Genomic DNA, 12,828 nt, shown 5'->3' with positions numbered 1-12,828 from the left:
AGCTATGTATTAAAATCATGTATTAAAGTGCGCTACTTAGAGTAATGAGTGTGCCATTTGCAGCTTCTGCGTCGCTGTGGTCGTGGGTTACCATTATTGCGGGTAGTTTGTGATCCCGTATTTGGCTAAACACGAGCTCGCGTGTATCAACACGCAGTTGTGTGTCGAGTTTGCTAAAGGGTTCGTCGAGTAAAATGGCTTTAGGTTCGCTCAGCAGCATACGTAATAATGCAACACGGGCTTGTTGTCCGCCAGAGAGGTTATCGGGATGGCGATTGCCCATGTCTTTAAGACCTACTTGCTCAAGTGCGTGTTCTATTTTTTCAAGGCGTTGTTTTTTATTACCTTTGGGCATTGCAAAGGCAATGTTACCAGCAACCGTTAAATGCGAAAACAATAAAGCGTCTTGATAAAGCACTCCAATATGGCGCAAGTGTGGAGGGGTGTTATCGATATTTTGACCGTTAAGCCATACTTCACCATTGGCCTTAAAGCTACTTGGTAAAGTACCTGTAAGCCAATTTAATAAGCTTGATTTACCACTGCCTGAAGGGCCCATAATAGTTAGAATTTCACCGCCATTAACTTGCTCATTTAAGCTAAGTAGCAACTCATTTTGGCGATAAAGCTGACAATTTTTAATCTGTAATGATGACTGCATTAAAAAAACCTTAACCCTGATAATGTTAAACATGGGTGCTTTAAATTTGCGCACTTTTAAATACGTGCGCTTTTGAAAAAGTATTTAGGTAAACCCCATGCCAATATAAATCCAATAAGTGGCAACGCCATTTGCATAATAGCGTACACGGCACTGGTGCGTCTGCTTGCGCCATTGGCAAGCGTAACGGCTTCGGTTGTTATTGTGGCTATTCGCCCGCCGCCAGCTAAAAGCGTGGGTAGGTATTGCCCAAAACTAATGGCTAAGCCCAGTGCGGCTGCAATTAAAATAGGAGCAAACAACTGAGGTAGTTTTACTTTAAAAAACACCTTGCATGGCGCTGCACCTAGGCTTGCTGCAACATGAGAAAAACGAGGATCTAAGCGCCTATAGCTGCTCGCAAGTGACAAAAACACATAAGGCAACACAAACAGTAAATGAGTAAGTACTACATTAAAAAATGCGGCTTGGTTATTCACTAGTTGTTGTATCCATACTAGCCCAAACAAAAAGGCAATACTGGGTACTAATAACGGTAAGTAAATAATTAAACTGGTAAAGCGAGAAATAGGCTTGTCACTTAATTGCTCTGATTCTAAGCACAATAAAGTAAGGATAATGGCAAATAGTGTGGTTACTAAACCAATTGCTAGCGTATTAAAAAGTGGGCTGCTCATTTGCATTAGCGCACTTTTAAAATGCAGTAGCGTAAATTGTTCAGGCATTGCATCTGGAAAGCGCCAAAAGCCGGCAACCGACCACATAACTAAACCAATAAGTGACAACAGTATAAAGCTAATTACTAATGCGGTGAGTACTACCGTTATTTTTTGCCAATAAAATCCTCCGTATTCACGCACTCCGTTAGTAAGAGAGTCACCAAATAACACTTTTACAGCCTTTTCTGCGCCAAGCCAAAGCGCTAACAACCCGCCTGTAACAGCCAGTTGTAATAAAGCACCTGCTGAGGCTTTAATTCGCAGGTTTAAATCAACATCGTTAAACCAATGCATGATAGCTACAGCGAGTGTTGGCGGTGTATTTGGGCCTAAAATAAGTGGCATTTCTACACTGGCACTGGCATAAGCCAATACGGCTAAAAGCGGTAAACGCAGTAGCGGATAAAGACTGGGCAGTATTACTTTAAAAAAGGCGGTCATTGGGCAATAACCCAAGTTAAGCGCAACCTTGTGTTGCTGGCGTAACTTTTTGCCAAGCTCAGGTTGGGCAAGTACACCCAGTGCCATTAATAGTAAAAAAGGCAGCTCTTTGAGTGTTAAGCCCAAAATTATACTAATACCGAACGAATCATGCGGAAACATGCCGTTTGGCGCAAGTTCCCAGCCGCTCAACCAAGGCGACGCTAAGCGTGAAATCATACCTGAAGGGGCAATTAAAAACCCTACTGCAATAGCCGCTGCGGCATGAGGTATCACTAATATAGGGCTCAATAAACGCTGAATTCGATTAAGCCAAGGGCTATTAAAAAACGCAGCTAAAATCATTAAGGTAATGATAAACGCAAGTAGTGTACTTATTAAGCCTGTTGCAACGCTTAGGGTAACCATTTGGGTAAGGCCCGGTGTTTGCCAAAGGGCATTAAAACCTTGCAAGCTAAACGTTGTTTGCTCAAGTACGGGCGCATAACCAAAGGCAGGCAGCAATACGCTAATTAAGCCACCAAGTACGGGTAGTATAAGTAAAGCGAGTAAAAATCGCGGGCTAAATTTTACAATGCGCGTAAACATATCGGTGCTGCACTGCGTTGTTGCTTTGGTATTTACTGGTACACTTTTTGAAATAACGCTCATTGGCTTACTCCATAACGGGTTTGCCAACCTTGCATAATGGCGTTTACCCAGCTTGGATGAGGTTCGCTCAATGTGCGTTTAATACTGTTTAAAGGCAGTGCACTTGGATGCGGTTTAGCTGTTTTAAATAAGGCTTGCTGATCAGGCGTTAGCGTTGATTGAATAAGTACGCTTTTATCGCCCCATATATGCGCTTTTTGTTTTTCAGCTTGCGCCTCTGGGCTCATTAAAAAATTAGCCACTAATTGCGCACTTTGCTGGTGGGTTGCATTGTAAGGGATTGCCACAAAATGGGTATTACTTAAACTGCCATCACTCATTGCATAGCTGCGAATGCTGTTTGGTAAATCAAACCGTTTTACAGCTGCCGGTACTTCTGGTGCAGAAAAAGTAAAGGCTAAGCTGAGCTCTGTATCGTCTACTAGGCGGCGCATTTGCGCACCACTTTGCATAAAATGAGTGCCGCCGCGCCAAAGAGTTGGGTGTAGTTTATTTAAAAACTCCCACAAAGGGGTTAACACTTGCGCCGTGTTTTTAGTAGTAGCTGGTTGGTTTAGCTGCGCTTTAATGTTTTCGCTGCTTTGCTGATGCAGTACAACTAAGGCGTACTTTAAAAAGCTCATGCCTAAAAAGTCAGGCGGCTTTGGGTAACTAAAGCGACCAGGATTTTGCGCGCTCCAGTTTAATAATTCGTTTAATGTAGTCGGCAATTTGTTGTTTGCATTACCATTTATTGCAATGCTGTCGTAATAAAACGTAAGTGACGCTTGCCCCCATGGCGCTTCCATTCCATTGGTGGGTAGTCCAAAATCAAAGTTTACAGCAGGGTTGTTAGCCGGATCAGTTAATGCAAAGTTAGGTAATTTATTCGCCCATTCTTTTAAAAGAAGAGAGTGCTCGCTCATGGTGGCAAAGTTAGCCCCGTTGATCCACATTAAATCTACGCTGCCTTGGTTGTTATTGTTTGCTGATTTTTCGGCAAGTACACGGCTTACTGCTTCGCTGGTGTCACTTAATTTTACATGTACTAAGTTTATGTTGTACTTAGTTTTAACTTGTTTTGCAGCCCATTGAATATAGGCATTTATTTGCGCGTCGCCGCCCCATGCATAAAAGTATACATATTGATTGCTACCAAGTGTTTGAACTTGTTGCCAGCGAGATCCCTGTTGTGTGTTTATTACTAAATTACTTTTACTATTTGAGTTAATAACGGTATTAGCAAACGCAGTGCTCGAAAAAACAGCTAAATTTGCGATTGTACAAACGCAAAACGCGACACAGCAAAAGCTGTATCGCGTCAGTGTTTGCCAAAACTTAATGGCGAACATTTAAATCCCAGTTGTAGTCTAAAAATTCAACTTTCATGTCATCATTTTTAAGTGCTTTTTGCTGAGCGGGTATCAGTTTAAGAGCATCGCTGTATTGCAAGAAAAACTGCTGTAGCGTATTTGTACCTCTAAAACCTTTTTCAAAGTCATCGCCGTACCATTTAAATATTGAAGACACGCTTAGCGTATTTTCTTGAGCCATATTACGTGTCATATCTGATAAAAAGCGCACTGTTTGCTCTTGCAATTGGCTTTCTAAATCAGTGGCTGTATACGCTTCTTCTCGAAGCGCTGGGCAACCAATACTCGCGCAATTTACTGCAAAGTGAATGCGTGGGTCGTTGTATTTACCGCTGCCACGTATTAAACCATGTTCTATATCATCAAGGCTGCGAGTTTTGCCAAGTAATGGCACAAACTCTTTACTCCAAGGTGAGCTAAAAAAGCTCCCTAAGTCTTTAATTGATTTAAGATCAGGGTGCTCTTTACTGGCAAGGTTTGAGACGATAAGCTCAACAGTCCACGCATTATAAGCATTGATTAAAAAAGCGAGTTGCTTAGGCTTTTCCCATGCGTCAAATTCGCTTTGTGTTACAGCCGTTAACGAATCTAAATACGTTTTTAGCTGTGCATGCTCACGTTTTATGGCAGCGTAATCAACCTCAGTACTGTGACCTTGGTTAATTTCGATAACGTGCTTATTTAACAATGTATTCCAGCTATCGTGCATGCTCTGGGCTTGGGCTGAAAATGAAGTTGCAAACGATGTTGCAACTAAAGCCGAGCCAAGTAGTAATGCTTTTAGAGGTGTTTTAAGCATAATTAACCTCGACGCCAAGTGTGGTATTTTTCAAGCAAGTTAAGCACTTTTTCAGGTGCATGAGCGCGTTTCCACTCACCTGCTGCGTATTTGTTACCTTCAGCCCATGTAGGGTAACTATGAATAGTACCGAGTATTTTGTTAAGACCTAAACCGTGTTTCATTGCCAGTACAAACTCAGCTATTAAGTCGCCAGCGTGCTCAGAGACCACAGTAACACCGAGTATTTTGTCTTTGCCTTTGGGTGTAATTACTTTAATAAAGCCTTTTGTAGCGCTGTCGGTAATTGCACGGTCTAGCTCTTCAAATTCAAAGCGAGTAATCTCAAAGTCTATGCCTTTGTCTTTTGCATCTTGCTCGTTTAAGCCAACACGTGCAACTTCTGGGTCAATAAACGTAGTCCACGGAATAACACGGTAATCTACTTTAAACTTTTTAAGGTGACCAAATAAGCCATTTACCGCTGCGTACCAACCTTGATGGGCTGCCACATGTGTAAACTGGTATGGACCTACAATATCGCCTGCTGCAAAAATATTTGGGTATAGCGTTTCAAGGTATTCGTTAGTTACAACAGTACGGTTTGTTTCTATGCCAAGCTCTTCAAGGCCGTAACCTTTAAGGCGTGCACTTCGGCCAACAGCACATAATAGCTCGTCGTATTCAATATCGATTTCTTTGTCGTTATGTTTAACAATAATGAATTTTTTACCATCGCGGGCTTCACAGCGCAGTGCCTGATGCGATGTTAAAATATTAACGCCACTTTCGGTTAACGCTTCGTGAGCAAAAGTAGACACTTCTAGGTCTTCTTTGATCATTATGCGTTCTGCCATTTCAATTTGCGTAACGCTTGAACCTAAACGTGCAAAGCTTTGTGCTAATTCGCTACCAATTGGACCACCACCAAGTACTACAAGCTTTTTAGGTGCCTCATCTAGCTCTGCAAATTTATTCCACAATGTATCGCTTGTTACATAGCCTGTTTCTTCAATACCAGGTAGTGGCGGTACAAATGGGCGTGCGCCAGTGGCAATCACAATAGTACGAGCGGTGAGTGTTTGCGTGCCACCGTCGTTAAGTTTAATTTCTACAGTCCACGGGTCTATTAATTTACCGTAACCTTTTACTACATCTACGCCTAAGTCGGTGTAGCGCTCAACACTGTCGTGTGGTGCTACATCTGCAATAACTTTGTGTACACGTGCCATTACTTTTTTGAACGAAAACTGCGGTGTTGCGTTTTCTAGACCGTAGTTTTCGCCGTGGCGAATTTGCTCTGCAATTTTAGCGCTTTTAATAACTGCTTTACTTGGAACACAACCGTAGTTTAAACAGTCGCCGCCCATTTCGCCCGCTTCAATAAGAGTTACTTTTGCTTTAACAGCAGCAGCAATATAACTTGTTACCAAACCACCAGCCCCAGCACCAATAACAATCATGTTGCGGTCGAATTTTTTAGGTTTAGTATAATTTTTGTATACTCGACGTTTTTTAAACACGTTTAAGATTCCTTTTGCAATGAAAGGGAAAATACCCAATAGAGCGAATGATAAAATTAAGTTGAACGATAAAATGCCAGATAAGCTATCTATTTGCGCCAGCTGTGTACCTGCATTAACAAATACAAATGTGCCGGCTAACATACCTGCTTGGCTTACCCAGTAATAAGTCCACGACTTTATTGAAGTAACACCCATCAATAAGTTAATTAAAAAGAACGGAAACACAGGCACTAAACGAAGAGTGAATAAGTAAAAACCACCTTCTTTTTCAACGCCTGCGTCAATTGCAGCTAAGCGCTCAGGAAAGCGTTGCTTAATAGTGTCACGTAGTAAGTAGCGCGATACTAAAAAGGCAAGTGTTGCGCCAATAGTTGATGCAAAAGATGCAACCAATAAGCCTTCAACTAAACCAAACAATGCACCTGCTGCAAGTGTTAAAATAGCTGCGCCCGGTAAAGAGAGAGCCGTTACCACTACATACAATAAAAAGAACCCACCAATAACGAGTAGCGGTGATTGCTCTTTGTAATCGCTAAACTGATCCATCGACCCTTTTAAGCCATCAAGCGTGAGCAATTGATGCAAATTAAAGTGAAAGAACAAGCCTACTGCGGCCGCTGCAATCAATAATAAAAATATTTTTTTAATCATGTTCTCTCTCTTTCAAACTTGTCTTTAAAAATTATGGGTAAGCGTAAGCTTGGCGTTTATTGGCAACTCAGGAAAAGCTAAAGTTGCGCCAAAGTAACCGCCTTCAAATACTGGGCGCCAGTTTTTTTGATTCGTTATGTTGTTCACATCTAATCGTAACTTGGTATTAGGCGTAAAAGCATAGCTAGTATTTACGTTTAGTGTGTACTGATCACGAATTTTTACCGTCGCCAAAAAGTCTAATGGGTAACTCTTTGTATATAGACCTGAAAAACCCGTTTGCCATTTCGAATTAATTGAATAATTTCCGTTAAAGCTGAACGATTGCTCAGGGATGCCCTGCACACGGGTGTTTGAAGGTGCAAAAGCAGTAAAGCTAGGTGCGCCAACACTAGTACCTTCAATAATATCTGGACGTGAGTTGTCAAATGCATCAGCGACTTGTGCTGAATCTTGGCTACTTGCAGAATTATCGTAGCGAGCATCAATATAGCTGTAGCCAGCACTTAGCCAATAAGGGTAAGCATCATAAAATACTTGGCTTTCAAAGCCGGTAGTACGAATGCCGGTATTACTCCCATCGCGATTACGTAAGCTGCGTCGTTGGCTAAACACTGCGCCATCGGCATACCAGTCACTGTCGGTTGGTGCGTATTTTAAACCAAATTCAACTAAGGTATTTTCGGTTGAAAAGTTTTGCGCGCTAATCGTGTTGTCGCCACCAAGAGATGTACCGCCGGCCATACTATTTGATGTGGCTTCGTTATAACTTGCTGCGCCATAAGTGGTGTAATCACCGTTTAATCGGTAGTTAAAGCTTACTTGCCCTGAATGTAGCTTATCGTTAATGCTATCGCTGGCTGCAATTTGACCTTGTGGTGCTATTGGGTCATGTGCGTCTACGTCATAAAAATCTATGCGATAGCCAACACTCGTATGAAATTCACTTGTCCAATCAGAATCTTGCTGAATAGCAAAGCCTGTTTGCCATGAACGTGAATCGGTCGTGTCTGATAAGTTAAAGTCGCCGCTGCCATCGTTATTAATATCGTACTGGCCACCTGGAGATACAAATACACCTGGACTAATTTCAATTAAACGCGCTTGTTGTTCTGTTGTTAAAGGAATGCGACGATTTGAAAGTGGACCAGTTAAATCAATAGGGAGGTCGGCTTCGGTGGTAAATTGGCTGTAACCTAATACACGGTTGTAACGCACATCAAATGCAAAAATGGTTTGCTGTTCGCTATTCCAAAGGTAAGTGAGCTCGGTACGGTTTTGCGCGGTATCGGCACCATCTATAATTTCAACAAAGCTATTTTGTGCAATTTCTTCACGTTGTAGGTGCTGAAAATACGTAATGTTTTTAATCGATGCATTGCTAGAAAGCTCACGCTTATAAATACTGTGTAGTAAATACGTGGTGGCTTCGTTTTGATTATCAGGATCGGTAAGTACTGTGCTACGGTTAATTTTTACTTGCCCAGTAGGTGAAATAATTGAACCTGCTGCTGGTACCGTGCTGCCGTTTGCTTGCACGCCTTGGCCGGTAATATAAAGGCCACTATCTATTAGCGCTTGAGTAGGGCGGTTAATTCCGGCGTTATCGGTAAATTCAACTTGGTATAACTCAAAGTTAATATCCCAGCTGCTTTTGTCATCGGGTAATACACGTAATGATGCAAATAAGCTGTCGCTTTTAGTTCCCGAAAAATCGTAGTAACTGCCGTTATCAATATGTTCAGCGCTGACTCTAAAACCTACTTTGTCTTTTACAATGGGTGCACTGTAATCAACTAAGACACTGTATTGATCCCATCGACCTGCAGATACAGTTGCTTTGCCTTTGCTTTCATCCGTAGATGCTTTTTTAGAATGTAAGTTTACAAAACCACCGTTGCGTTGGCTTGAGCCAAATAATACTGGTGGCGCGCCTTTTACTACATCTATCTGTTCTATAGAGTTGAACGATAACGGCACACCAAAGCCATTATTACCAGCTTGACGGCGTGTACCATCTTGAAAAAGCTCACCCAGTTGCCCACGAATAGTAGGTAAACTGGGTGCCCCAAAACCACTGGCTGAATAGGTATTAGGGCTTACTGCGAGCACGTCTTGTAAAGTCGTAATATTGAGTTGCTCTATTAACTCGCTTGAAATTGGTGTTACTGATCGGGCTATATCTTGTAGGGCTAAGTTGTCGCCAAACGGGCCGTCTACAGTGGCGTTTTTAACCGAAAGACCTTGAGATTTAATAACTTGGCCTGCCACCTCAATGCGCTCTATTGCGCCATCTTTTGTTGTTTTTGATTCTTCGGCTGCAAAAGCATTAAGTGGTGTATTTAATATGGTGGCTAGGGAAAGTGCTAAATATGCGTGTTTCAAACGTTTTCTCTCTACGGTTAAAATGTTGTTGGCGATAAAGACCGAAAGGATTAAAAATAAATTTCAGTAAAATTTCGATTCTTTTTGTTTTTTAGAACATAACAAAACGGATGCATTATAAAGGTGGTAATTAAGTACTATTGTTTTATTAGTTGGTAAAATATTAATAGAGCGATTGTATTAGAGTGAATGTAAATATTTGCTTTTAATGGGCTTTTTTAATTATAGACTACTTTTCACCTGCTAACATTTTAAAATTGTTAACTTTTACGCAGCATTTTAAAATTCCTAAAATAAGCTTCACTTTTATTACTACAAGGCTTAATTACTTTTTTATTTAAAATAATTAAATTTTTTTGAAATAAAAAATAACTTATACGGTCTAGGTTACTTCAGCGTTTATTAATATTTATTTAAGGAAGTTTTATGACAGGCTCAATCAATTCTGATGTTCAAAACCGTTTACAATGGTCACTTTTATCTTTGCGTTTAGGCGTATTTATTGTAATGGTTATGTGGACGTTTGATAAATTCGTAAATCCTGGTCATAGCGCACGTATTTTTGAACATTTTTACGGTATTAGTGGCTCATCTGATATTGTTGCTTATGTAATTGGTGCTCTTCAACTTGTTTTAGTGTTGGCATTTTTAGCGGGTATTAAAAAGCGCGTTACTTACGGTATCATTTTTGTAATGCACGGCTTATCTACGCTTTCTTCGTACAATCAGTATATAGACGGTTTTAACAACTTATTATTCTTTACAGCGTGGCCAATGTGGGCAGCGTGTTTTGCACTTTACTTACTACGTGACCAAGACGTTAAGTTTACTGTAAAGTAATCAAAACTAATCGTTATAAGCCGACAGAGCTGTAACTAAAAAGTACACGGGGCTAAGTTATTTACTACTTCGGCCCCGTATATAGCCTTTCGGCAATTCTCCTCGTAACCCAATTTCTTAGTCATCCTTTTAAAATAAATTTTTCATTTTATTTCAGTCTCAATATTGCGTTAGATCAAATTTAATACATTTTTAAGAACAATATCGACTGCTTTAGTTTATGTTAGCTATACGGTTAGTCGGTTTTAAAAATTATTCAACTCAATGTTGTATAGAAGGCTTGCATGAAAAAGGTCAAAATCTCATCAGTACATCAATCACCAAACCGTTCAGCAAATAAATCAACAAACAATCAAAATAGTGATGAATGGAGTAACCTCGATTTAGCACAATTTCAAGAAAAACTAAAAACATCACCCGACGGGTTAAGCCAAATTGACGCAACACAAAGATTGGTACAATACGGGCCTAACGAACTAGTCGAAGAAAAAACAAACTTATTACTCAAATTTTTATCTTACTTTTGGGGGCCAATACCGTGGATGATCGAGGCCGCTATTATTTTATCGGCACTTGCTAAACACTGGGCTGATTTTTTTATTATTCTTGTATTATTGTTGTCCAACGTATTGGTTGGCTTTTGGGAAGAGCACCAAGCGGGCAATGCAATTGCTGCATTAAAAGCAAAATTAGCAAATAAGGCGAGAGTACGCCGCGATACTCAATGGCAAAACTTAAATGCCAGTGACCTTGTGCCAGGCGATGTTATAAGAATGCGTATGGGCGATATAGTGCCTGCTGATGCGCGTTTGTTAGATGGCGATACAGTAGAGGTCGATCAATCATCACTTACGGGTGAGTCGTTACCGGTTATAAAGTCGGCGGGTGAAACTGTTTATTCGGGATCTATTATCCGCCAAGGTGAAATAGAGGCAATAGTATACGCGACCGGTGCAAATACCTTTTTTGGTAAAACAGCACAGTTAGTACAAGGGGAGCGAACTGCAAGTCATTTTCAGCGTGCGGTGCTTAAAATTGGTAATTATTTAATAATGCTTGCTGCGGCTTTAGTACTGCTTATAGTTATTGTTGCTTTGTTTCGCGATGATCCAATGATCACCACATTACAGTTTGCACTCGTATTAACTGTTGCTGCAATACCAGTTGCAATGCCAACAGTGCTATCAGTTACTATGGCTGTAGGCGCTCGTTTATTGGCTAAAAAGCAAGTGGTTGTAACACGTTTAGCTGCAATTGAAGAGCTAGCGGGTGTTGATATTCTTTGTTCTGATAAAACCGGCACATTGACACAAAACCTATTAACGTTGGGTGACCCGTTTTATATCGAAAACTCAATAAATAAAGGCTCTGCTGAGCAAGTTATATTGTACGCGGCATTAGCATCTCGCTCAGAAAATAACGATCCGATTGACTTAGCAGTATTACAAAGTGTAAAAGCTGAGCAGTATCTAGATTCTTATCATATAAAACATTTTCAGCCATTTGATCCTGTGAGCAAACGTACTGAAGCATTAATTAAAAATGCTGATGGCAAAACGTTTAAAGTGACCAAAGGTGCACCGCAGGTTATTTTAGCTTTGTCGGCTAATATTGAGGCAGTTAAAACTCAAGTTGAGGCATCAATAGATGAATTTGCAGCACGTGGGTTTCGCTCTTTAGCGGTTGCTAAAACAGACGAGCAAGGTAAATGGCAATTTATAGGCGTATTGCCACTTTTTGATCCACCGCGTGAAGAAGCAATACAAACCATTGCCGATGCAAAAGAAATGGGTATGAGTGTTAAAATGGTCACGGGCGACCAAGTAGCCATTGCGCGCGAAACTGCAAGTAAACTGGGTTTAGGGACAAACATTCTTGATGCTAGTGGATTTGGTGCAACTGAGTATCATCAAGCCACACAGTTAGATGATTCTATCGAGAGTGCTGACGGATTCGCACAAGTATTCCCTGAGCATAAATACCATATTATTGATGTGCTTCAGCATAGAGGGCACATTGTTGGCATGACAGGAGATGGCGTAAATGATGCGCCAGCACTTAAAAAAGCTGACTGTGGCATTGCTGTATCGGGTGCTACAGATGCAGCGCGTTCAGCAGCATCAATTGTGTTAATGACCGATGGCTTGTCGGTTATTATTGATGCAGTTAAAGAAAGCCGAAAAATATTTCAACGCATGAACAGTTACGCTATTTACAGGGTTGCTGAAACACTGCGCGTACTACTCTTTATGACAATGGCGATATTAATTTTTAACTTTTATCCGTTAACAGCAGTCATGATTGTAATGCTTGCTTTACTTAACGATGCCGCCATTTTGTCTATTGCATACGACAATGTGCATTATCAAAATAAGCCCGAGACATGGAATATGCGGCTCGTTTTAGGTATTGCATCTGTGCTGGGAATTGTAGGGCCAATTGCAGCCTTTGGTTTATTTTACTTAGGAGATAAAGTATTTGAACTCGACCGTCCTCATCTTCAAACATTAATGTACTTATTACTTTCTGTAGCAGGGCATTTGACTATATTTTTAGCGCGTACCCGAGGTCCATTTTGGTCTATTAAACCGTCTGCTATATTAATGGTCGCCGTATTTGGCACGCAAGTTATAGCAACACTTATTGCTGTTTATGGTGTGTTTATGACCCCACTAGGATGGGGATGGGCACTTGCTGTGTGGGCATATGCTTTGGTGTGGTTTTTTATTAACGATGGTTTAAAGCTAGTGGCGTATCGAATTTTTGATCCGACAGAAGCACCCTTACTAGAGAAGAGTTAGCATATAGGCTTAAAAAAATGGTT

8 protein-coding genes are annotated in these 12,828 nt (G+C 40.8%); 2 read left to right on the top strand and 6 right to left on the bottom strand.

Going from position 1 to position 12,828, the window contains the following annotated elements:
* Window positions 1-22 precede the first annotated feature (22 nt).
* The 6 genes from I6F66_RS11180 to I6F66_RS11155 are packed head-to-tail and all read right to left on the bottom strand — an operon-like array spanning window position 23 to window position 9,164.
* On the bottom strand, window positions 23-661 hold the full coding sequence (locus tag I6F66_RS11180) for an ATP-binding cassette domain-containing protein (protein WP_165740875.1): 639 nt from the start codon (window positions 659-661) through the stop codon (window positions 23-25).
* Between the two features lie 56 nt (window positions 662-717).
* Entirely contained in the window at window positions 718-2,472 is a 1,755-nt protein-coding gene (locus I6F66_RS11175) for an ABC transporter permease (protein ID WP_165740876.1), read from the bottom strand.
* Window positions 2,469-3,803 carry an ABC transporter substrate-binding protein gene (locus tag I6F66_RS11170; RefSeq protein ID WP_165740877.1) on the bottom strand — a complete coding sequence of 445 codons (1,335 nt, stop codon included), beginning with the start codon at window positions 3,801-3,803 and terminating at the stop codon, window positions 2,469-2,471. The genes I6F66_RS11175 and I6F66_RS11170 overlap by 4 nt, the downstream gene beginning before the upstream one ends.
* Window positions 3,790-4,623 (bottom strand): DUF547 domain-containing protein, encoded by an 834-nt coding sequence (locus I6F66_RS11165; RefSeq protein ID WP_197209274.1) that lies wholly within the window; start codon window positions 4,621-4,623, stop codon window positions 3,790-3,792. The genes I6F66_RS11170 and I6F66_RS11165 overlap by 14 nt, the downstream gene beginning before the upstream one ends.
* A 2-nt stretch (window positions 4,624-4,625) precedes the next feature.
* Window positions 4,626-6,779 (bottom strand): FAD-dependent oxidoreductase, encoded by a 2,154-nt coding sequence (locus I6F66_RS11160; RefSeq protein ID WP_197209273.1) that lies wholly within the window; start codon window positions 6,777-6,779, stop codon window positions 4,626-4,628.
* 24 nt (window positions 6,780-6,803) lie between these two features.
* The gene (locus I6F66_RS11155) at window positions 6,804-9,164 is read right to left on the bottom strand and encodes a TonB-dependent siderophore receptor (RefSeq protein WP_197209272.1); all 2,361 of its coding nucleotides are present in this window, start codon (window positions 9,162-9,164) and stop codon (window positions 6,804-6,806) included.
* A 426-nt stretch (window positions 9,165-9,590) separates the two neighbouring features.
* On the opposite strand from I6F66_RS11155, the gene I6F66_RS11150 reads away from it, so the two are divergent.
* Window positions 9,591-10,004, top strand: coding sequence for a hypothetical protein (locus I6F66_RS11150; protein ID WP_165741369.1), 414 nt, complete (start codon window positions 9,591-9,593; stop codon window positions 10,002-10,004).
* Between the two features lie 284 nt (window positions 10,005-10,288).
* The gene (locus I6F66_RS11145; protein ID WP_197209271.1) at window positions 10,289-12,805 is read left to right on the top strand and encodes a plasma-membrane proton-efflux P-type ATPase; all 2,517 of its coding nucleotides are present in this window, start codon (window positions 10,289-10,291) and stop codon (window positions 12,803-12,805) included.
* The last annotated feature ends 23 nt before the right edge of the window (window positions 12,806-12,828 follow it).

Origin of the sequence: Pseudoalteromonas sp. NZS100_1 (assembly GCF_015864285.1) — a bacterium.
GTDB lineage: Bacteria > Pseudomonadota > Gammaproteobacteria > Enterobacterales > Alteromonadaceae > Pseudoalteromonas > Pseudoalteromonas arctica.
The sequence above is the reverse complement of the archived record's forward strand: the minus strand, read 5'-3'. Positions and strand labels throughout refer to the sequence as shown.